This is a genomic window from Pedobacter sp. (assembly GCF_965249885.1).
Taxonomy (GTDB): domain Bacteria; phylum Bacteroidota; class Bacteroidia; order Sphingobacteriales; family Sphingobacteriaceae; genus Pedobacter.
Genome location: NZ_OZ252254.1, coordinates 1,011,368 through 1,033,798, shown reverse-complemented (window position 1 = coordinate 1,033,798; position 22,431 = coordinate 1,011,368). Strand labels below are relative to the sequence as shown.

Below are 22,431 nucleotides of genomic sequence, written 5' to 3'. Positions count from 1 at the left end.
AACCTAAAACAAGCTAATTTGCGCCTGCGGAATTTTAAACGCTGTTCGGTTTAGTTCAATTGGCTTAAGATTTAGCCCGTTAAGTTTGCAGTGCAACTTAAAAGTATGGTTCATCAGTTGCGCAAAATTTCCTTCGCCTCGCATCCTTGTGCCAAACCTGCTATCGTTTACATTACCATCGTGACAGTCTTGTATTTGATGCCAAACTTTATCAAACCTATCTGGGAAATTCTTTTTCAACCAATCTTCAAATATTTGATTAATTACGCCATTTAACCTTACCACCGTGTAACCAGCAGCAATTGCCCCTGCATTGGCACTTGCTTTCAAAATGTTTGGGATTTCATGATTGTTCAATCCAGGTATCATCGGTGCAGCCATCACGCCCATTTGTACACCCACGGCGCTCAGTTGCTCAATCACTTTCAGTCTTTGTTTAGCAGTAGTGGTTCTTGGTTCCAATTTTTGCCTTAAGCTTTCGTCCAAACTGGTAATAGAAACAAATGCGCAAACCAAGTTATGCTTAGCCATTTCTTGCAGAATATCAAGGTCACGCAAAATCAGTGAATTCTTTGTAATCAGCGAAATAGGTTGCTTGTACTCCAATGCTATCTGAAGTACTTGTCTGGTCAGCTTAAATTTTCTTTCACAAGGTTGGTAACAGTCCGTATTTCCCGAAAGGCTAATTGGATAAGCCTCCCATCCCTTTTTCTCGATGAACTTTTTAAATAACGCAGGTGCATCCTTTTTGATAATGATTTTTTGTTCGAAATCTAAACCAGCACTAAAACCCCAGTATTCATGACTGTTGCGGGCATAGCAATAGATGCATCCATGTTCGCAGCCTTGATAAGGATTTAAAGAATACATCATGCCCACATCTGGACTTTCGACCTTATTTACAATGCTTTTTGAACTACCGATAATATACGCTGTTTTCTCCTTGCTAACTTCCCAATCGTCAATTGCTTCAATATGCTCTTTACTAAGGCTGTTTTTAAGGAATTTATTGACTGTATTTAGCTGTGCGCCTCGTCCATCCAAATACTCCTGTTGCTTTTTCTCGAAATCCATAGCATAAAAATACTAAAAATATTAGTATTTTGATTGATTTTCATTTATTAAAATTTTTAAATTTTGTTCCGAGGTTAATTATTTTTTTTAAATTGCTTAACAATTAGAAACATAATGAAGTCTTTTCGAAATAAAATGAAATTTATATTTTGCTTGTTGGGAACATCGTTGTTTTTAATGTTAGTATCTGGATGTTCAACATCCAAGTTAGATATATTTAAAAGTTATGCGGATCTTAAGGTGTTATCCTATAACATCCATCATGCTAATCCTCCCTCAAAAAAAAACATAATTGACATTGATGCCGTAGCAAAAGTAATTGTTGACAGCAGAGCAGATATCGTTGCGTTACAGGAAGTGGATCAGGTCACTAAGCGCAGTGGTAATGTTAGTCAAATTCAATTAATTGCCGAAAAAGCCGGATTCAAATATTACCAATTTTTTAAAGCAATCAATTACGATGGCGGCGATTATGGCATTGCTATTTTAAGTAGATTTCCATTCGAACAGCCTATTTCTATCCCTTTGCCGCAGAAAAACAAAGCCGAAGAAAGAGTACTTGCCTATGTGAAAGTTACGGTTAACAAAACGCCCTTTATTTTTGCTAATACCCATTTAGACGCTACGGGAAATCCCGCAAATAGGGACGTGCAAATGCAGGAAATACTAAAAAATTTTGAAAAGGAAACCTTACCAGTAATTTTATGTGGCGACTTAAATAGCATTGCTGGTACAACTGCTATTAATTTGCTCGATAGCCAATTTAAACGTACTTGCGTGGAAAATTGCGATGGTACTATCCCAGAAACCAACCCGAACAGAATTATAGACTACATAGCCGTTAAAAATTGGCGTTGGCCGTTGATGAAACATCAGGTGATTGCCGAGAGTTATGCATCTGATCACAGGCCATTGTTGGCTACTTTTAACCTGAAACCATAATCAAAATATAACAAAACAACATGAATCGTAGAAGCCTGATCAAAACCTTGAGCCTTAGTTTAGGCGGCGCTATTATAAGCACCGAAACGCTAGGTAAAATTGCCGACAACACTTACTCCTATAAATTGCCTGCCAATCCAAACCATAAGCCTTTAGCGAAAACCGTAACTGCAATTACCTTGGGAGCTGGTAATAGGGGTAATGTTTACGGTGGGTACGCAGCTAAATTTCCAAACGATTTAAAAATTATAGGCGTGGCAGAGCCGAATGCGTTCAGGAATGACAGGTATGCAAAAATTCATAGCATTGCACAGGAAAATCGTTTCAATACTTGGGAAGATGTATTTAAACGTCCAAAATTCGCTGATGCTATAATTATATCAACACCAGATGATTTGCACTACGCTCCTTGCATGAAAGCCTTGGAAATGGGCTATGACATTTTATTGGAAAAACCGATAGCGCCAACTGAAAAGGAATGTAGAGATATACTCGCTTTGGCTAAAAAGAATGGTAGAATTGTAGCGGTTTGTCACGTGTTACGTTATGCACCATACTTTGTAAAAATGAAAGAGTTGATTGCTAAAGGTGCTGTTGGAAGAGTACTTAGCGTACAGCATTTGGAGCCAATTGAACATACGCACATGGCTCATTCTTATGTACGTGGTAACTGGCATAACTCCAAAAAAACTACGCCAATTTTGCTAGCTAAATCTTGTCACGATTTAGATATCATAAAGTGGGTGTTGAATAAACCCAGTAAAGAAATTGTAGCCATGGGCGATTTAACTTGGTTTAAGAAAGAAAATGCTCCGGCTGGAAGCACTCCGAGATGTACAGATGGCTGTAAAGTAGAACGCGAATGCCCTTATTCTGCAATTAAAGCTTATCACGATAAATTATCAAGGATAAGTGTTCTTGATGTTCCACTGGAGCTGAAAGATAAAGCGGATAAACAAAAGTACGTACTAGAGAAATTGAAAACTTCTGATTACGGTCGTTGTGTTTACCGCATGGATAATGATCAACCAGACCATTACATTACCAACATTCAATTTGCTGACGGGATCACCGCAAGTTTTTCGATGGAAGCATTTACAGCTTATCATGGCAGGCGCACCCGTATTTTTGGCGCCATGGGCGATATGGTTGGTGACATGGAAGAATTGGTAGTTACTGATTTTAAAACCGGCGAACAAGTAAAATTTAAGCCTAAAGCAGAAGATGTAGAAGGTTATACCAACTCAGGTCATGGGGGCGGCGACTGGTTTTTGGTTAGAGATTTTGTACAGGCTGTGGCCCATCAGGATCCTAAAATGCTAACTTCTACTATAGATGATTCTATCGAAAGTCACATTATGGGCTTTATGGCAGAGAAAAGCAGAAAAACTAAAAAACTGGAAGAAATTAAGTTGTAAAAGCATTTCAACAGGCTGAAGAAGAACGCATCATTTGTTCTTCTTCAGCTTTTATTTTATTGGCAAAGGTGTAAATTCTATAGGAACGACATCTGCCATTTTTTCGTAGGCCCAAAATCCTTTATAAAGAAAACTAGTGATATTGGCCACATTGCCGTTCTTATAAAAGTAGATAGGTGGTTCCCTCAAAAAGATAAGAGAAGTTTGATAATTGCCCATATCTGGCGCCCTGCTGACATGGAATCCTAAATTCATATATTCTTCCGTTTCTTTTTCTCTAGTATACATTATAAAAAGTTCGTCGCTAAAATTGATGTACTTTAAATCGCTATTATAAGTTTTTACCAAAGTGTCAGTTTGTACGTGTGCTCTGTTTAAAACCGCCATGTTTTTTGGTTTTTTACGTTCTTTGAGCCAGTAATTTAACGAATCATCTTTGTTGAAGGTGAGTGCGTTGATCGCATTTTTACCAGTAGATAATAACCTGATTTTTTTTGAAATGATACTGTCAGGCTTTCTATCCTTATTTTGTATGGTAGCTAATTTATGAATCACGAAACCCTCACTTTGTGTGGTGCCTTCGTAAAGAGACCTAAAAAAATGGATTGATGAACCTAAGTAGGCGATGTTCCTTTTTTTGTTCCATCGGTTAATTTTTGCTTTTGAGCCTTTCATCTCTTCGAAATAGGGAAAGCCTGCAAAAAATACAATCTGAGTTTTATAGTCGTATTCGAAGTTTTGTAGAAGATACTTGATACGGTAACCAAGCGCTTTGTTTTCGATGATTAAAAACTCATTACTAGTTACGGTCAATACCTTACTTCTTTTGTCATAATCAATAAGCAATACTTCGCTGTTTAAAATCTTGCAATCTTTAGCATTTGGCGTTCGACCAATAAAGTAATCCTTAAATAAATTGAGGTATGCCAGCCGGTTAGGATCCGGTTTAATTACTACTTCGTTTAATGTGACTGTATTTGCTTTTAGCGTTGCATCAACCTGAACACTTTTATCAGCTATTAAAATACTTTTAGCGTAGGGAAGGTAGCCCACCACTTGAATCAGTAAATCGTAATTTCCAGCTGGCAAATTACCTATGCTAAATTTACCTTCATTATTGCTAATGGTAGAAATTTTCGTTCCACTGAGGTAAATTGCAGCTCCAGGTATCGTTTCTTTATCATCACGTACGGTGCCATTAATAGAGAAAGTCGCCTGACCAAAGGAAAGTTTTATTGTCGTTAGCAGTAGTGCAATAAGCAATCTTGATTTTAAACTCATTCCCTAAGGTAACTAATATTTTAGTTTTTACGAAAATTTCGTAGATGTTTTTTGCCGAGAAATGGTGTTGTTTAGTCTTGGATAAAAGTTTATCAATTGAAATGCTGACCTTTATACTCCGAGTAGCTCCTTCGCATTTTGCAAGGCAGATGCTCCAGGGTTCTTTCCGCTTAACATCTCAGCTATCGCACTTACACGTTCTTCTGCCGTTAATTTTTTAAGTCCAGTAGTAGTTTTATCAGCTATTTCATTTTTGTAAACAAAATAGTGCGACTGGCCTTTGGCTGCAATTTGAGGCAAATGCGTAATGGCCATCACCTGCATATCTTTTGCCAAATCATCAATTACTTCGCCAACACGTAGCGCAGTTTCTCCAGAAATACCCGTATCAATTTCATCAAAAATTAACGTAGGTAGTGAAGTATGTTTAGCTAGTAAAGCTTTTACCGCCAACATTAACCTCGAAAGCTCGCCGCCTGATGCTACTTTTCCCACTGGCGCTGCTTGCTGCCCTGCGTTGGCAGTAAAAAGAAGTTGCACTTCATTAAATCCGTTAGCGTTTAGCTGTGATAGCTGTACCAATTGAAAATTAATGTGTGCATTGGGCATACTCATTTTAATTAGTGCACTATCTATTTCTTTTTCAGCAACAGCAACGGCTTTTTTTCTGTTGTTATTTAATTGCTCAGCCTCCGAATATAAACGTTGTTGAAGTTGCTCAATTTCCTGTTTCAGCTTTTCCAATTGTTCATCGCTGTTTAGTAAGGCATTTAAATTGGCAGAAAGCTGCTCTTGTATAGCGAGCAATTCAGCATTGCTATTTACCCTGTGCTTCTGTTGAAGACCGTAAAATAAATCTAGTCTTTCTTGTATAATTTCTAAGCGCTGCGGATTATAGTCGGTATTGGCTTCAATCGTTGCAATTTCACTGGCAATATCCTTAAGTTCAATTAAGGTAGATTTAACTCTATCGTTTAAATTGGCGATTTCGGCATCAAATTTTTCAATACCATTTAGCTGCGTACCAGCTTCTTTCAATAAAATGGTTGCTGCGGTTTCGCTGTCATTAATAAGATTGGAACTGGCTAACAAGGCACGTTTAATAGATTCAGCGTGGGTTAACTTTTCCAGTTCATGTTCCAGTTGTTCCTGTTCCCCTTCTTTTAATGCAGCCTGCTCTAGTTCATTAAACAAAAACTGCTCATAATCCTGCTTGTTTTTTGCTTCGCTAGTTTCACGTTGCAACTCTTTTAGCTTTTGCTCTGCTGTTTTGAGTTGTTTATATCCTAGTCTGTAATTTTTTAATAAAGATGGATGGTCTGCCAATGAATCCAAAATCAACAACTGAAAATCTGCACTGCTGATCTCTTGAGTTGCATGTTGCGAGTGAATGGCAATTAGCTGTTCTCCAACTAATTTTAGCGTGCTTAAATTAACGGGTGTATCGTTAACAAATGCTCTCGATTTCCCGTCGATAGAAATTTCTCGACGCAATAAAGTTTCTTGTTGAAAATCTAGGTCCTGCTCATCAAATAACGATTTTAATGCGTCATCTGTTAAAGAAAAACTGCCTTCAATTACACACTTTTTATCTTGATTAAAAAAGTATCTGCTTTCGGCACGTTGACCCAAAATCAAAGATAAGGCACCCAAGATAATTGATTTTCCAGCGCCAGTTTCACCTGTGATGATATTTAGCCCCTTATTGAAGTCTATTTCTAGCGTATCAATCAAGGCGTAGTTCCGTATCGAAAGTTTTTGTAGCATATCTTCCGCTAAATTAACAAAACGAAGAGCTTAAAAAAACTAAAGCCATCAACATAAATTATAGTTTTCATTTTTAGGGTCTTATGTTTTTATTTAGCTTACGGTGCAACGTTCCTAAAAAAACTGCGTCTGTTAGTTGGTGATGTAAAAAAACATCATTGTCTAAACTAACTACTTAAAATGAATAAAATTTTCCTTTTTTCTTGTATTCTGATACTTCTCAGTGTAAAGTTAACTAGCCTGCAAGCACAAGAAAAGACGCACCAAATGAAAGGCACAGTGATTGATAGCTTAAGCCAAAAGCCGGGCGAATATTTTACCATCGCTCTAAAAAAAGATTCAACAGTTATTAAAAGTGTCATTTCCGACGAGCAGGGCAAATTTTCATTTGCTGCCGTAAAAGAGGGACAGTACACCGTAATTATTGGATCTTTAGGCTACAAGTCGAAGCAAATTCCAGTTAAGCTCAATGCCGATATTGATTTGGGAAAAATCCAAATGAAAACCCAGGGCAATGACTTGAACGAGGTAGCCATTGTGGGCAGCAAGCCAATTATAAAGCAAGAGCCAGATCGAATTGTATACGATACCCAGGCAGATCCAGAAAGCAAGGTGCTTACAGTTTTAGATATGATGCGTAAAGTTCCACTGCTATCTGTGGATGCTGATGATAACGTAAAGTTGAAGGGAACTGGCAACTACAGGATTTTAATTAATGGTAAACCTTCGGGCATTTTAACTAGAGATCCGAAAGAGTTTTTACGCAACATGCCTGCTAACGGCGTTCAAAAAATAGAAGTAATAACCACGCCGCCTTCAAAATATGAAAGTGAAGGTTTATCAGGCATCATTAACATTGTTACTTCTAGGAAAGTAGACAACGGATACAACGGTAATGTCAATACACGCTATCAAATACCAGGCGGCCCTAACGGAAATGCTAATTTAACCATTAAGCAGGGTAATTTTGGTGCCAATTTGTATGGTGGTACTGGAGTTTGGAAAGTAAACGGAATTAGAAATATCGATACTCGAATTGCGCAAACCAATGGTGTTAAATCTACGCTGTACTCTGAAGGACTGCAAAATATAAATAATCGTTGGGCATGGGGCGGCGGCGAGTTGAGCTATGAAATTGATTCGCTCAATTTGATCACTGCTGAAATCAATCCTTATGGAGGATACAATGATCAGAACCTCAACCAAAGCTTTGATATCAAAGATGGTGCTACCGCTACCGCTTACAACATGGCTTCACGTACGCGTTATGAATGGCAGGGAACTGATTATACATTGAATTACCAAAAAGGTTTCAAAGATAAAAAAGAACATTTGTTGACCTTTTCTTACAAGTTTTTTGATAATAAAGAGCCGCAATTTAACGATATACGTTTTTCATCGGCTCAACCAAGCTTTTCTATAAGTGACTACATACAGGATAACAACAACAAATCGAAAGAACAAACTGCACAAGTTGATTATGTAAATCCTTTCAAGGTAATTACCGTTGAAGCAGGGGTGAAGGCAATCTTAAGAACAGGCGAAGCTAACTTCCAATCTTCAGTGTTTAATAGTACCACAAATAGTTACGTACTTGATCCTAGTCAAAGCAACGTTTACAGTAACGATCAAAATATCTACAGCGTTTATAATACTTATGTACTTAAATTAAAGGATTGGACTTTTAAAGCGGGCGCTCGTTTGGAAGGAACCTACGTTACAGGTTTGTTCGAGAGCACCAATAGCGAAGTTAAAACCAAGTATTTTAATTTAATCCCGGCTTTGTCCTTTAATCGTACATTAAAGAACAGTCAAAGTGTTAGTTTAGGTTTCACCCAGCGCATTCAACGTCCTGGTATTTGGGATTTAAATCCATTTGTGGATAGGTCAAGGCCAAATTTTGAATACGTTGGTAACCCCGATTTGGAGGCCGTATTAAGCAATAATTTCGAAGTAACTTACAGTAATTTCAAAAAAGGTTCACTTAACCTAAGTCTGAGCTATAATTTCGCAAACAACACACAGCAGCGGGTTTTCCAGTATATAGCGGCTGAAAATTTAACGCGTATCACCTCTTTAAATATTGGAAAGGATAGGCTATTGGGTTTAAATGCTAATTTCAATTATCCCATTACTTCAAAATGGAATCTTAATGCCAGTGCCAATTTAAACATGATATGGATTGAAGGTATGGTGAACGGCGTGTCTGAAGAAAATAGCGGAGTTACAGGTTACAGCAGCTTAAACACTAGCTATAAGTTTGAAAACACTTGGAAAGCTAGCTTATCTTTAAGCTATAGTGCGCCAAATATCATGCTTCAAGGTAAATCTAACGACTACTATTTTATAGGATTTAGTGGCAGTAAGGATATCATTAAAGATAAACTGACTCTTTCCGCAATGGTGGCCAACCCTTTCCAAAAATTCAGAGCTTATAGAAACATTACCGAAGGACCTGACTTTACACAGGAACGTATTCGTGAAAATTTCTTTCGCAGAATCAATGTCGGCCTTAACTGGAAATTTGGAAAGCTGGAAAGTTCCATCAAGAAAAGTGAGCGCAGTATCAGTAACGACGATACCAAAAAATCGAGTAATTAATAATTGATATACCGTAGGCCGAGTTACATTTGTAGCTCGGCTTTTTTATTTATAGGAAGTGATTAGTACTACTGCTTGGCAACTGTAGCCGGGCTATTCGCTTCAAGTCCGCTCCCTAATCAGGCCCTTTGCTGCGGGCTTTCCACTACTATCCCGCTTAATTTACAACCAGCAGTATTTCATCGGTTTGCTGGCAATAGCCTCTAAAATCTCAGTAGTTAGCGTTTTTGCAAGGAGGCACGAAAGCAACCTCTGGTATGCAGTTGTTTCTTGATCAGATCTAACTTAACAAGAGTTCGGGATAAGAGAAAATAAGCTATTTGATGCCGATAGCTCTGAAGTCGTTAGCGTCTTTGCGAGGAGGCAAGACGAAGCAATCTCTAGTATGCAGTTGTTTCTGGATCAAACCTAACATAAGTCCGGAATAAGAGAAATTATGCTATTTGTTAGCGATAGCATCTAAAATCTCAACCCTTAGCGCCTTTGCAAGGAGGCACTACGAAGCAATCTCCGGTATGCAATTATTTCTGATCAAATCTAACATAAATTCGAGAGAAGGAATTATGCTATTTGCCAACGGTAGCTTTTTAAATCTCAGTCCTTAGCATCTTTGCAAGGAGGCACGGACGAAGCAATCCCTGGCAAGCAATTATTTCTGAATCAAATCTACCTTAACACCATAAAAGCTTACAAAACAAAAAAAGGGCAGAAGTAAAAACTCCCACCCCTAACGGTATTCATTTGTTTGGTTTATTTATCTTTAGCTTTAAACAACTGTAAGTTGATGGTTTTATCCAAATCAATCGAAGGGTTAATGTTGAGTGTTGTGGTTGGAGCGGCAACAAAAACCTTCTGAACAGGTGCTAGCGCAACCATAGGTAAATTGGTGATTTGTATCGGCAGGGCACTGTCCAGTAACAAGAATGCTTTATCACTTGAAATGCCTTTTTTCTTTTTCAGCTGCTCTAGATCTTTTTCGTATTTCTCCTGAAGCTCTTTGTATTCTGGCGAATTTCTAAGCTCTTCAATCTCTTTCATTTTTTTCTTCCATTCTGGCGAGTTTAGCTTTTGCTCCATTTTTTTGGCATCAAGCTCAATTTTTCTAATTTTCTCTTTCCATTCTGGCGAGTTGAATTTTTTATCTAGTTCCCTGCCTTGAAGCTCAATTTTGTCCATTTGTGCTTTCCACTCTGGCGAGTTAAACTTTTTCTCCATATCTTTTGCATTCAACTCAATCTTGGCAATCTGCTCTTTCCATTCTGGCGAATTGAATTTTTTATCTAGCTCTTTTCCCATCAGTTCAATCTTTGCCATTTGTGCTTTCCATTCAGGCGAATTAAACTTCTTTTCCATTTCCTCTGCATTCAGTTCCATTTTAGCCATCTTTTCTTTCCACTCCGGCGAATTGAACTTTTTTTCCATTTTTTTGGCATTAAGTTCGATTTTAGCCATCTTCTCTTTCCATTCCGGCGAGTTAAATTGTTTATCTAATTCCTTTCCTCGAAGTTCAATCTTAGCCATATGCTCTTTCCACTCTGGCGAATTGAATTTCTTATCTAATGCTAAAACTCGTTCTCTAACACTATCTGGCATCTCGTCAAGCGATCGGTAAACAGTTCTCTTGCCATCCTTGTTTTTGATGACAATTTCTCTAACAATTTTATTTTTTACGGTATCGGTATCTGCTAAGCAAACCAACCTACTAGGTTTATCATCGGAAGTCAGCAATTTTCGAAGATTAGCTTTTGTAGTTTTAACACTGGCTATCTCATTTTTTGTTGGGTTGATCCAAGCTAGTGAAACAACGGTAGCTAAGGTTAAGCAAAGCGCAAGTATTTTCTGCTTTGCATTCATGTAATTGGTTTTCATATTAGTAATTCTTTTAATACGTTGATAAAGGTGTTGGTTTTTGCCCGTTGCCGCTAAACAAAGGGCCGGTTGCATTTTGTCTTTAATGAGCTCTAATTTCAAAAGTGCATGAGCATAGGTAACGGGTTCTCCAGTAAAAGTTACTACCATATCATCGCAAGCATGTTCGCGTTCAATGTGTATGAATCTGGAGATGAGCCACACAAACGGATTAAAAAATAACACTGTTTCAATTCCAGTTTTGATCAGATTTAAAACATAGTCGTTTCTTCGAATGTGCGAAAGTTCATGAATCAGTATAGCCTCAACCTGCTTAATATCAAGCTGTGCAACCAATGCTACAGGGAAAAGAACCACTGGTTTCAAAAAGCCTAATGCTACTGGAACATTTACTCGGTCCGATAAATAAAACTGGATTTTTTTGGAGATTCCTAATTTGGCAACCGTTTGCGCAGCTACGGTTAACCATTCGCCAGGGATAGCTGCAGTATGTGATTTTTTCAGTTTTTTCAACTTCACATAGCCTGATATCAGTACTGTTAGTTGAAATCCAATGCCAAGTACATAAAGCGCCACAATAATTGGGAAATAGCGTTCAGTCTTAAAGCTCCAGTTGTTACTTAAGGTATAAAACTGTACAACCATGTCGTTCGTTAGTAGCGTATCCGAAGAGCCAGCTGTTTGCTTAGGTAAATTAAATAGCGAAGCAAAAGTGAAACAAAAGCTTGTGAAAGTAGCGAACAAAGCAACGATGGAAAAATTATGCCTTAACTTGGAACTTACTTTTGTTTTAACAGAAAGAAGGATGAAAAGAATAGCAAAAATGATTGCCCCTTGCCATAAGGAGTGTAGAATGCTCCAGCCAATGGCTTTGATAAGGTTGTTAACGATGGCTTCCATAATTATTTGTTTTCAAGTTTATTCAAGTATTCTTTGATTAAATCTATCTCCTCCTGGCTTGCACTTTTATTGCCTAAAGCTTGCATTACTAACCTTGCTGCAGATCCGTTAAATACATTGTCAATCATTTTCTTTACCAAATGTTGTTGTGTAATTTCCCTGCTCGCAATGGCTTCATAAACGTGTGTTTTTGAACTCGTGTCTCTACCAACCAATCCCTTCTCATGCATAATCTGCATCAGCTTTAAAGTAGTGGTATAGCCTGAGTCTTTTTTATTTAACGCTTCATGCACTTCTCTAACGGTACAATTGCCCTTTTCCCAAAGCACTTGTAAAATCTCCATTTCTCCGTCGGTAGGTTTAATATTATTATTGCTCATTTTTGTACTACGAATTTTTTCGTATTCAAATATACGAACATTTTCGTATAAACAAATTTTTTCCTAAATTTTTGAATATTTCTTTCTATAAGTAGCGATTCCTATCGTTATGTTGCACGAACGAGCTAATTTTTTATGAAAAGCTAAGGATGTAAAATTCCAAACCACGTTGTAGGGTGGCTGAAGTGCACTTGGAAAAGTGATGATTGAATTAAGACTTTGGTTAGAATTGAGCGTTAGATCGTTTAGTTACGTTTTTTTAAACCGTCGTATTTTGCAGTGTTAGGCGGATCAATATCCACTAACAGGTTATACGCTTTATTTCTATCCTGAAAATCAGCCATCGATAGTACGTTGGTAATTTCATCAGCTTTTGTAGCAAAATAAACATTTGGAAAAATTGAACCTAGTTTCTGTTTGTCGAATTGTCTTAAGTCTGACAGGGAAGAAATGATACTTTTCAATCCGTTATTACCATTATCTTGAAGCTTATCCAACCCCTCTAAGTGGTATTGATAGATAAATGTCCTTAAGCCTTTGAACGAGTTGTTGAGTAAATTCTCATTTAACCAATACCTATTTCTTAAGCCGTCTGCTGGTCGCCAGCCTTTACCACCGGCGGTTTGGGCAATGTTTACCAAGTTTTGAGCCTTTTGATAATATGGAGTACCGCCTAATTTGCTGAAGCTATCTTTATCTAAACCTATAATGGTATAGGCATAAAAACCTAATAGCGAACTTAAATTGCTGATGAAATTCTGATCAGAAAAATCTAGCGATTGTCCTTCGCTAAAAGCGAAACTGAAATCTTTATCACTCATATTTAGCAAAGTAGTAGAGTAGGAGCTGCCATAAACAGGCCGGCTCGATTGGATTTGAGCTTCACCAGTATAATTGGCATTACCATCCCAGGCAGTAATATTAATCACTAAATTACAGTCTATTTTCTCTTGTGGCAAATAGGTTTCGTTAGTCCATTTGTTGTTGTTCATGAAATCGCGAATGATATTTTGCAAAACATCCAAGTTTCTCCTGTTGGCATTTGTAATTGTAGGCGCCAAAATTTGAACACGAGTATTTAGCTCTTGTGCGTTTACAGCAAAAAAAGCAAATACCATCAATAAGAATCCAAGCGTTTTTTTCATTCGGTTTTTCAGTTTAGATATTAACTAGTTTTCACAAGCTTTAGTATTTCATTACAAATATCTTTGGCAACTTCTGTTTTAGTTTTTGTTTCGAAAGTGATTTTTTCCAACTTTTTGTTGAATATACTTATTTTGTTGGTATCCACTTTAAAACCTGCCCCTTTATCGTTTAATGAATTCAATACAATTAGATCCAAGTTTTTCTTGCGAAGCTTTTCTTTGGCATAGTTGTCCTCATCTGTTGTTTCAAGTGCAAAGCCAACTAGTAGCTGCGTTTCAGATTTCTTGCTGCCCAATGTAGCTAGCACATCAGTTGTTTTCTTCAATTCAATATTAAACTGGTCTTCTTTCTTCTTAATTTTTTGTTGTGCTACTTCAACTGGAGTATAATCTGCAACTGCCGCACTCATTACGATAATGTCACTACCAATGAAGTTCGCTTGGCAGACTTGCAGCATTTCTTCGGCGCTAACAACATCAATTCGCGTAATTCCAGCACTTGCAGTTAACGTAGTTGGGCCAGCAACTAAAATAACTTCGGCACCCATAGCATATAACTGTTCAGCGATAGCAAAGCCCATTTTTCCAGAAGAGTGATTCCCGATGAATCTTACCGGGTCAATAGCTTCGTACGTTGGACCGGCGGTAACCATTACCTTTTTATTCAGTAGTGGTAAATGTTTCACTATTTCAATCTCTAAAAAGGCAATAATTTCTTCAGGTTCTGCCATTCTTCCTTGTCCATGTAAACCACTGGCCAGCTCGCCTGTTCCTGGCTCAATCATAATGTTACCAAACTGCTGTAGTCTGCTAATGTTCTCTTGCGTGCTTTCATGCTGCCACATATCTAAATCCATCGCAGGAGCAAATAACACTGGGCATTTCGCAGATAAGTAAGCTGCCGTGAGAAGGTTATCGCAAAGCCCATTAGCCATTTTTCCAATAGTGTTGGCACTTGCCGGAGCAATTAACATATAGTCAGCCCATAAGCCAAGTTCAACATGATTACTCCACACGCCAGTTTCAGCTTCAAAGTACTGAGTGTAAACCGGGTTTTTTGAAAGGGTAGCTAAAGTTAACGGCGTGATAAAGTTTGCGGCGTCAGCTGTTAAAATTACTTTTACATTGGCACCAGCTTTCACAAGTAACCTCACCAACAATGCCGATTTATAGGCCGCAATACTGCCGCAAACACCTAATAGAATATTTTTACGATTTAACATCTGCAAGCAAATATAAACTAAAAATGATATGCATAAAAGCATTTAAGCCACAGGCACACAATATTAATTTGTGCAGCTGTGGCTTTTACGCATATAGTCTTAGTACACACATTAACGTGTGACGCCTAACAAATTACTTTTGTTCTTTACTAGGATTTCTGTGGTAAACCTTGTCGTTAAGGAATTCGTCCATGGCAATAAGCGTTGGTTTTGGCAAACGCTCATAGTGCTTACTAATTTCAATTTGTTCTCTATTTTCGAAAACTTCTTCCAAGTTGTCGTTAGATGAAGCAAACTCCGCTAGTTTACCGTGTAGCTCCTCTTTCATGTTGTTCGAAATCTGGTTAGCTCTTTTAGCAATAATCACTAACGACTCGTAAATGTTATCAGTGGATCTATCCAAATCATGAACATTTCTAGTAACCGTAGTATTCGGAATAGCTGGTTTTGGAGTACTCATTTTATTTTTGTGTTTTAATATCTAAATTATTATTAGTCGTATCTTTTTTCTTTTTGCTGCCCTTATCACTTTCTTCTAGCGCTTTGTATTTGGCAATCATAGCAGCCTCTTCAGCCAATATTCTTTTAGCATTGGCGATGCCAAGTTCGCTATCATCTTTTAGCTGTTTTGCTTCTTTTGCATACTTACTGCTGGGATAAGCTTCTATAAATTCGTTATAGTAGTCAATTGCTTCGTTAAAACGGTCTTCTTGTCTGGCCGGGAAACTATTTTTTGCATACATAAACTGCGCCTTAACAATTAATAGATTCATTTCTTCAGCATATTTAATATCCGGAAACTCTACTTGCGCAGTTTTTAAAGCAACAACCGCCGCTTTATAGTTAGTTACATCATAACCTCCTAAATCGTAATATAGTTTGGCATTGTCAAAGGCTTTCTTTTCTAGTTTATCCCTTAAGTTAGCAATGTACTGCGCCGCTTGCGTTGCCCTATCACTTTTAGGATACAGGTTAATAAAAAGCTGCAATGCGTCAATTGCTTTGTAAGTATTCTCTTGGTCTAACGAAGATTTTGGAGAGTCCAGATAAAAGCAATAAGCCCCCATATATCTACACTCTTCAGCATTTTTACTCGCAGGGTATGTATCAGCAAATTCTTTAAACTTATATCTCGCAGTTGTGTAATCCTTTAAACGATATAACGTATATGCATAATAATAGTTCAAATCCTCAGCTTCTGCCGTTCCCCTATACTTTTGTACTAAGCCTTCAAATAAAATTAAGGCCTTCGAGTAGTCCTTCTTATTGTATAGCCTAATTCCCTCTTGATATTTTTTAGCCACATCATTGCTCAAACGCAATTTTTCGAAACGACTTTTACAAGCACCAAGCGCCAAAATAGCTACGGCAATACAAGAAATAATAAGGTGTTTAATTTTAAACATTTTGCAAAGATAAGGTAATAATACGATAACGTCAATTAAATAATAAAGGCTAAGCTAGTTAAACCCTTTTCAGCTTTAAAATACTTAACAAATTTTAACAAAGAACAACATATATATAATAAGATATGGAAATATGCTTAGCTGCTCCTATCTACTTTAGCCCCGCTGTACATTACAAGTCCGTTCCCGATTTAAATCGGGATCCGGGCTTTCCATTTCCATCGGGTTTATTTTGCAATACCAATGCTGCTATAAACGTTGTCAATCCAAAGCGTCTAAAAAACTGTTCTTGTATCGCATATCGCAATGCATTATATATATACTAATAGCTACTATTCTGTATGATGGCAATGCCAAGTTATAAAACAGTTGCTCGCTGTGTGTGCTATTCCTTATGTGATACGTGATATGTTAACTCATATAATGTATATATCGTCTCCAATCTATTTGATATATATAAACAGTAGGCGCAACATTTTAATCAAGCTAATAAACATGAATAATATTATACTAGCCATTTTTATAGAGTCAACTGATGCTATGCAGTATACGGTTGATGTTCGTAATCTTATAATTTTGGGCGTAAACAACGTTTTCGGGATTTTGTTTATATAACTTTTAAATTTTTTGAGCTGTATTCCAGAGTGTTGTGTTTATTTACTGAAAAAATAGCTGCTACAGTATTGCAGGGGTTTTAATTTTTGCTACCTTTGCACTCCGCTTCGGAGGAAGAGGGGAATTTGAAAGAAGAGGGAAATGGGGGGAGATGAGGTGAAGAAAGGCAAATAAAAAATAAATTATTTTTTATTTGCGGAATAGAAAAAGTTTCCTACCTTTGCAGTCCCAAACGAAACGGGAGTTACCAGACGGAGTTTGATAACGATAAAGAAAAGACTGGAACAACGATGTGCAGAACTGACGCGGAGCATTAAGGCCGCCGAAACACGGCACGGGTTTGCAACATATACAGGCCGCAGTGATGCGTGCCGGGAAGTTCATTAAAGAGATATCATTTTTAAAAGCGCAGCGGGGCGAAGATGCTACTGTAAAGTACATACAGCCAGCTGTTTTCTTAGGTCGGTTCTTACAGACAACATAATAAAGAACAGACAAATCAATTTTAGTTAATAGATGTGTCAGCGTTCGAATTCACATTTTACAATGGAGAGTTTGATCCTGGCTCAGGATGAACGCTAGCGGCAGGCCTAATACATGCAAGTCGAGGGGTATGGGAAGCTTGCTTCCCTGAGACCGGCGCACGGGTGCGTAACGCGTATGCAACCTACCCTTTTCTGGGGGATAGCCCGGAGAAATCCGGATTAATACCGCATAAGACCACACGATGGCATCATCGAGGGGTCAAACATTTATGGGAGAAGGATGGGCATGCGTGCCATTAGCTAGTTGGCGGGGTAACGGCCCACCAAGGCGACGATGGCTAGGGGATCTGAGAGGATGGCCCCCCACACTGGTACTGAGACACGGACCAGACTCCTACGGGAGGCAGCAGTAAGGAATATTGGTCAATGGGCGCAAGCCTGAACCAGCCATGCCGCGTGCAGGAAGACGGCCCTCCGGGTTGTAAACTGCTTTTGTACGGGAATAAACCTCGCTACGTGTAGCGAGCTGAATGTACCGTAAGAATAAGGATCGGCTAACTCCGTGCCAGCAGCCGCGGTAATACGGAGGATCCAAGCGTTATCCGGATTTATTGGGTTTAAAGGGTGCGTAGGCGGCCTGTTAAGTCAGGGGTGAAAGACGGTGGCTCAACCATCGCAGTGCCCTTGATACTGATGGGCTTGAATGGACTAGAGGTAGGCGGAATGTGACAAGTAGCGGTGAAATGCATAGATATGTCACAGAACACCGATTGCGAAGGCAGCTTACTATGGTTTTATTGACGCTGAGGCACGAAAGCGTGGGGATCGAACAGGATTAGATACCCTGGTAGTCCACGCCCTAAACGATGAACACTCGCTGTTGGCGATAAACGGTCAGCGGCTAAGCGAAAGCGTTAAGTGTTCCACCTGGGGAGTACGCCCGCAAGGGTGAAACTCAAAGGAATTGACGGGGGCCCGCACAAGCGGAGGAGCATGTGGTTTAATTCGATGATACGCGAGGAACCTTACCCGGGCTTGAAAGTTAGTGAAGTATCCAGAGATGGATGCGCCCTTCGGGGCACGAAACTAGGTGCTGCATGGCTGTCGTCAGCTCGTGCCGTGAGGTGTTGGGTTAAGTCCCGCAACGAGCGCAACCCCTATGAATAGTTGCCAGCATGTAATGGTGGGGACTCTATTCAGACTGCCTGTGCAAACAGAGAGGAAGGAGGGGACGACGTCAAGTCATCATGGCCCTTACGTCCGGGGCTACACACGTGCTACAATGGACGGTACAGAGGGCAGCTATACAGCAATGTAATGCCAATCTCAAAAAGCCGTTCACAGTTCGGATCGGGGTCTGCAACTCGACCCCGTGAAGTTGGATTCGCTAGTAATCGCGTATCAGCAATGACGCGGTGAATACGTTCCCGGGCCTTGTACACACCGCCCGTCAAGCCATGGAAGCTGGGGGTACCTAAAGTCCGTAACCGCAAGGAGCGGCCTAGGGTAAAACCGGTAACTGGGGCTAAGTCGTAACAAGGTAGCCGTACCGGAAGGTGCGGCTGGAATACCTCCTTTCTGGAGTGGTCCCGGCCACCCGCTGCGCACAAAATGATAATGTATATCTCGAAAAAGGAAAAAAGAAACACCAAGAAGATGAAAGCCGCAGGTCTTACCGGCCACTGGGCAGGGAAGTAAAGATGGCACATCGATATAGTCCCGTAGCTCAGCCTGGTTAGAGCACTACACTGATAATGTAGGGGTCTCCAGTTCAAATCTGGACGGGACTACGGACAAGTTTTTTTGGGGGATTAGCTCAGCTGGCTAGAGCGCCTGCCTTGCACGCAGGAGGTCAACGGTTCGACTCCGTTATTCTCCACTTGGAAGTGAAAAGTCAAAGGTCAAAGGTAAAAGGTAGCAATACTTTCAACTTTCAGCTTTTAACCCTATACTTCAGGAAGTTCTTTGACATATTGGAAGAAGTTAAAAAAGAAGAGCAAACAACAATAGGCGACTGTTGTGTTTGTGCTCTCCCGGTCTTGCATCGGGGATGAGACATCATGACAAGAGCAAAAAAGCACACCGTGCGGCGCAAAAGGCGCACGAGTGGAAGAAAGTAAGAAAGAGTACACGGGGGATGCCTTGGCTCTCGGAGGCGATGAAGGACGTGATAAGCTGCGATAAGCGCCGGGGATCTGCAAATGAGACTCGATCCGGCGATTTCCGAATGGGGAAACCCGCCATGTTGAAGACATGGCACAATAAGAGCGAACCTGCCGAACTGAAACATCTAAGTAAGCAGAGGAAGAGAAAATAACAATGATTTCCTGAGTAGTGGCGAGCGAAAGGGAAAGAGCCCAAACCATCCATGTTACGGCATGGGTGGGGTTGTAGGACTGTGACGTGGTTATAATGCAGCGAAGTGGAACAGGATGGGAAGCCTGGCAAGATAGGGTGATAGCCCCGTACACGTAAGCACCATTAGCCTAACAGCATCCTGAGTACCGCGAGGTCGGAGACGCCTTGTGGGAATCTGCCGGCACCATCCGGTAAGGCTAAATACTCCCGAGAGACCGATAGTGGACCAGTACCGTGAGGGAAAGGTGAAAAGAACCCCGAACAGGGGAGTGAAATAGAACCTGAAACCGTGTACTTACAAGCGGTCGGAGCCCTGTATGGGGTGACGGCGTGCCTTTTGCATAATGAGCCTACGAGTTACTCTTCACTGGCAAGGTTAAGTGCTTCAGGCACGGATCCGAAGCGAAAGCGAGTCTGAACAGGGCGCACAGTCAGTGGAGGTAGACGCGAAACCTTGTGATCTACCCTTGGGCAGGTTGAAGTTGCGGTAACACGTAATGGAGGACCGAACCGATAAACGTTGAAAAGTTTCCGGATGACCTGAGGGTAGGGGTGAAAGGCTAATCAAACTGGGAAATAGCTCGTACTCCCCGAAATGTTTTTAGGAACAGCGTCGGCATCGAGTTATACAGAGGTAGAGCTACTGATTGGGTGCGGGGGAGTCAAATCCTACCAAATCCAGACAAACTCCGAATGCTGTATAATATGGCCGGCAGTGAGGCTATGGGTGCTAAGGTCCATGGCCGAGAGGGAAAGAACCCAGACCATCAGCTAAGGTCCCCAAGTTACGGTTAAGTTGAACTAACGAGGTGCGATTGCATAGACAGCTAGGATGTTGGCTTGGAAGCAGCCATTCATTTAAAGAGTGCGTAACAGCTCACTAGTCGAGCGATCGTGCATGGATAATAAACGGGCATCAAACTGTACACCGAAGCTATGGGATTGAAATATATCGGTAGGGGAGCATTCCGGCGGCGGCGAAGCTGTAGCGCGAGCTGTGGTGGAGCTTCCGGAAAAGCAAATGTAGGCATAAGTAACGATAAGGCGGGAGAGAAACCCGCCCACCGAAAGGATAAGGTTTCCTGATCAACGCTAATCGGATCAGGGTTAGTCGAGGCCTAAGGCGAACCCGAAGGGGGTAGTCGATGGACAACGGGTTAATATTCCCGTACCTTTTATAATTGCGATGTGGGGACGGAGTAGTGGAACTGCCGCGGCCTGACGGAATAGGCCGTTGAAGACGGTAGGTATACGCACGGTAGGCAAATCCGCCGTGAGTGCCGAAAGTCGATAGTACCGCGAGCCTTCGGGCAAGTGGATAGCGCAGGTAATCAGACTTCCAAGAAAAACCGCTAAGCTCCAGGTTATAAAAGCTCGTACCGCAAACCGACACAGGTATCCGGGATGAGAATTCTAAGGTGCTCGAGTGAATCATGGCTAAGGAACTCGGCAAAATGGCCCTGTAACTTCGGGAGAAGGGGCGCTGGCAGCAATGTCAGCCGCAGTGAAAAGGCCCAGGCGACTGTTTAACAAAAACACATGGCTTTGCAAAATCGAAAGATGAGGTATAAGGCCTGACACCTGCCCGGTGCTGGAAGGTTAAGAGGGGATGTCATCAGCAATGAGAAGCATTGAATCGAAGCCCCAGTAAACGGCGGCCGTAACTATAACGGTCCTAAGGTAGCGAAATTCCTTGTCGGGTAAGTTCCGACCTGCACGAATGGTGTAACGATCTGGGCGCTGTCTCAGCCATGAGCTCGGTGAAATTGTGGTCCCGGTGAAGACGCCGGGTACCCGCAACGGGACGGAAAGACCCCATGCACCTTCACTACAGTTTAACATTGACATTGGGTACAGGATGTGTAGGATAGGTGGGAGGCTTTGAAGCGGCGTCGCCAGGCGTCGTGGAGCCAACGTTGAAATACCACCCTTTCTGTATTCGGTGTCTAACCCCGGAAATCCGGGGGACATTGTTTGATGGGTAGTTTGACTGGGGTGGTCGCCTCCAAAAAGGTAACGGAGGCTTTCAAAGGTAAGCTCAGTACGCTTGGTAACCGTACGGGGAGTGCAATAGCATAAGCTTGCTTGACTGTGAGGCATACAGGCCGATCAGGGTCGAAAGACGGATATAGTGATCCGGTGGTTCTGCATGGAAGGGCCATCGCTCAAAGGATAAAAGGTACGCTGGGGATAACAGGCTGATCTCCCCCAAGAGCTCATATCGACGGGGAGGTTTGGCACCTCGATGTCGGCTCGTCACATCCTGGGGCTGGAGAAGGTCCCAAGGGTTCGGCTGTTCGCCGATTAAAGTGGCACGCGAGCTGGGTTCAGAACGTCGCGAGACAGTTCGGTCCCTATCTGTTGTGGGCGTAGGAATCTTGAGTGGGGCTGACCTTAGTACGAGAGGACCGGGTTGGACCAGCCTCTAGTGAATCTGTTGTTCCGCCAGGGGCATTGCAGAGTAGCTACGCTGGGAATAGATAAGCGCTGAAAGCATCTAAGTGCGAAACTAGCCACGAGATGAGGATTCCATACAGGGCCGTAGCAGACTACTACGTCGATAGGATACAGATGTAAAGGTGGCGACACCACAGTCGAGTATTACTAATAGCCCGAAGCTTTCAAGGCTGCACACACGTTGTTTGTTCTTCCCATTGACTTCTTTCAATAATATGTCATTATTATCAACTGATAATCATAAAGATATTCAGGTGCCTATATCGATGGTGTCCACCTCTTCCCATTCCGAACAGAGAAGTTAAGCCCATCCGAGCCGATGGTACTGCGGTAACACGTGGGAGAGTAGGTCGGTGCCTATCCTTACAGCCCCCCTTCAGCAATGATCGGGGGCTTTTTTGTGGCCAAAAAACAGCAACCCCACGGGCCACAAGCCCAAATATCCAGCGCACGCACAGCAGCGCAGAGCGAACAAGCTAAACCATCTTTAAATAATATAAATAGACAACA

At 40.9% G+C, this 22,431-nt stretch carries 12 protein-coding genes, 2 tRNA genes and 3 rRNA genes; 8 read left to right on the top strand and 9 right to left on the bottom strand.

From position 1 onward, the window contains the following. Window positions 1–3: 3 nt before the first annotated feature. Window positions 4–1,074, bottom strand: coding sequence for a PA0069 family radical SAM protein (locus ACY2A0_RS04355; RefSeq protein WP_461791272.1), 1,071 nt, complete (start codon window positions 1,072–1,074; stop codon window positions 4–6). Window positions 1,075–1,209: 135 nt separating this feature from the next. Here ACY2A0_RS04355 and ACY2A0_RS04350 point away from each other — a divergent pair, with 135 nt between their 5' ends. Both ACY2A0_RS04350 and ACY2A0_RS04345 read left to right on the top strand, forming a co-directional pair. After that, complete coding sequence (locus ACY2A0_RS04350; protein ID WP_461788337.1) at window positions 1,210–2,016, top strand: endonuclease/exonuclease/phosphatase family protein; 807 nt, start codon at window positions 1,210–1,212, stop codon at window positions 2,014–2,016. A 20-nt stretch (window positions 2,017–2,036) separates the two neighbouring features. After that, a complete protein-coding gene (locus ACY2A0_RS04345; RefSeq protein ID WP_461788336.1) occupies window positions 2,037–3,434 on the top strand; it encodes a Gfo/Idh/MocA family protein in 1,398 nt (465 codons plus the stop codon). A gap of 51 nt (window positions 3,435–3,485) precedes the next feature. On the opposite strand, the gene ACY2A0_RS04340 is transcribed toward ACY2A0_RS04345, so the two are convergent. Together ACY2A0_RS04340 and recN are read right to left on the bottom strand one after the other, a co-directional pair. Continuing rightward, on the bottom strand, window positions 3,486–4,715 hold the full coding sequence (locus tag ACY2A0_RS04340; RefSeq protein WP_461788335.1) for a carboxypeptidase-like regulatory domain-containing protein: 1,230 nt from the start codon (window positions 4,713–4,715) through the stop codon (window positions 3,486–3,488). Window positions 4,716–4,826: 111 nt separating this feature from the next. After that, entirely contained in the window at window positions 4,827–6,482 is a 1,656-nt protein-coding gene (recN, locus tag ACY2A0_RS04335) for a DNA repair protein RecN (RefSeq protein WP_461788334.1), read from the bottom strand. Between the two features lie 180 nt (window positions 6,483–6,662). On the opposite strand from recN, the gene ACY2A0_RS04330 reads away from it, so the two are divergent. After that, window positions 6,663–9,083, top strand: a complete 2,421-nt coding sequence (locus tag ACY2A0_RS04330; protein ID WP_461788333.1) for a TonB-dependent receptor — start codon at window positions 6,663–6,665, stop codon at window positions 9,081–9,083. 750 nt (window positions 9,084–9,833) lie between these two features. Here the strand turns inward: ACY2A0_RS04330 and ACY2A0_RS04325 are convergent. The 6 genes from ACY2A0_RS04325 to ACY2A0_RS04300 form a co-directional block, all read right to left on the bottom strand. Next, a complete protein-coding gene (locus ACY2A0_RS04325) occupies window positions 9,834–11,852 on the bottom strand; it encodes a M56 family metallopeptidase (RefSeq protein ID WP_461788332.1) in 2,019 nt (672 codons plus the stop codon). A gap of 2 nt (window positions 11,853–11,854) precedes the next feature. Next, complete coding sequence (locus ACY2A0_RS04320) at window positions 11,855–12,232, bottom strand: BlaI/MecI/CopY family transcriptional regulator (RefSeq protein WP_461788331.1); 378 nt, start codon at window positions 12,230–12,232, stop codon at window positions 11,855–11,857. A gap of 245 nt (window positions 12,233–12,477) precedes the next feature. Then, window positions 12,478–13,377 carry a type IX secretion system protein PorD gene (gene porD, locus ACY2A0_RS04315; RefSeq protein ID WP_461788330.1) on the bottom strand — a complete coding sequence of 300 codons (900 nt, stop codon included), beginning with the start codon at window positions 13,375–13,377 and terminating at the stop codon, window positions 12,478–12,480. Window positions 13,378–13,397: 20 nt separating this feature from the next. Further along, window positions 13,398–14,600, bottom strand: coding sequence for a bifunctional phosphopantothenoylcysteine decarboxylase/phosphopantothenate--cysteine ligase CoaBC (gene coaBC, locus ACY2A0_RS04310; RefSeq protein WP_461788329.1), 1,203 nt, complete (start codon window positions 14,598–14,600; stop codon window positions 13,398–13,400). 133 nt (window positions 14,601–14,733) lie between these two features. Continuing rightward, window positions 14,734–15,060: a DNA-directed RNA polymerase subunit omega gene (locus ACY2A0_RS04305; RefSeq protein WP_461788328.1), complete on the bottom strand. Its 327-nt coding sequence runs from the start codon at window positions 15,058–15,060 to the stop codon at window positions 14,734–14,736. 1 nt (window position 15,061) lies between these two features. Further along, window positions 15,062–16,006: an outer membrane protein assembly factor BamD gene (locus ACY2A0_RS04300; protein WP_461788327.1), complete on the bottom strand. Its 945-nt coding sequence runs from the start codon at window positions 16,004–16,006 to the stop codon at window positions 15,062–15,064. Window positions 16,007–17,164: 1,158 nt separating this feature from the next. On the opposite strand from ACY2A0_RS04300, the gene ACY2A0_RS04295 reads away from it, so the two are divergent. The 5 genes from ACY2A0_RS04295 (at window position 17,165) to rrf (ending at window position 22,283) form a co-directional block, all read left to right on the top strand. After that, window positions 17,165–18,684, top strand: a 16S ribosomal RNA gene (locus ACY2A0_RS04295). Between the two features lie 137 nt (window positions 18,685–18,821). Continuing rightward, window positions 18,822–18,896 (top strand) — tRNA-Ile (locus tag ACY2A0_RS04290). A gap of 15 nt (window positions 18,897–18,911) precedes the next feature. Next, window positions 18,912–18,985: transfer RNA gene (locus ACY2A0_RS04285), tRNA-Ala, on the top strand. A 231-nt stretch (window positions 18,986–19,216) separates the two neighbouring features. Further along, window positions 19,217–22,091: ribosomal RNA gene (locus ACY2A0_RS04280) — 23S ribosomal RNA — on the top strand. Window positions 22,092–22,171: 80 nt separating this feature from the next. Then, a 5S ribosomal RNA gene (rrf, locus tag ACY2A0_RS04275) occupies window positions 22,172–22,283 on the top strand. Together the 16S, 23S and 5S rRNA genes with 2 tRNA genes alongside form the textbook arrangement of a ribosomal RNA operon. Window positions 22,284–22,431: the final 148 nt, after the last annotated feature.

Coding starts and splice junctions, on each gene's coding strand:
- porD (WP_461788330.1), bottom strand. CDS start 13,377: ATGAAAAAAACGCTTGGATTCTTATTGATGGTATTTGCTTTTTTTGCT.
- recN (WP_461788334.1), bottom strand. CDS start 6,482: ATGCTACAAAAACTTTCGATACGGAACTACGCCTTGATTGATACGCTA.
- ACY2A0_RS04345 (WP_461788336.1), top strand. CDS start 2,037: ATGAATCGTAGAAGCCTGATCAAAACCTTGAGCCTTAGTTTAGGCGGC.
- ACY2A0_RS04330 (WP_461788333.1), top strand. CDS start 6,663: ATGAATAAAATTTTCCTTTTTTCTTGTATTCTGATACTTCTCAGTGTA.
- ACY2A0_RS04325 (WP_461788332.1), bottom strand. CDS start 11,852: ATGGAAGCCATCGTTAACAACCTTATCAAAGCCATTGGCTGGAGCATT.
- ACY2A0_RS04350 (WP_461788337.1), top strand. CDS start 1,210: ATGAAATTTATATTTTGCTTGTTGGGAACATCGTTGTTTTTAATGTTA.
- ACY2A0_RS04305 (WP_461788328.1), bottom strand. CDS start 15,060: ATGAGTACTCCAAAACCAGCTATTCCGAATACTACGGTTACTAGAAAT.
- ACY2A0_RS04355 (WP_461791272.1), bottom strand. CDS start 1,074: ATGGATTTCGAGAAAAAGCAACAGGAGTATTTGGATGGACGAGGCGCA.
- ACY2A0_RS04340 (WP_461788335.1), bottom strand. CDS start 4,715: ATGAGTTTAAAATCAAGATTGCTTATTGCACTACTGCTAACGACAATA.
- ACY2A0_RS04320 (WP_461788331.1), bottom strand. CDS start 12,232: ATGAGCAATAATAATATTAAACCTACCGACGGAGAAATGGAGATTTTA.
- coaBC (WP_461788329.1), bottom strand. CDS start 14,600: ATGTTAAATCGTAAAAATATTCTATTAGGTGTTTGCGGCAGTATTGCG.
- ACY2A0_RS04300 (WP_461788327.1), bottom strand. CDS start 16,006: ATGTTTAAAATTAAACACCTTATTATTTCTTGTATTGCCGTAGCTATT.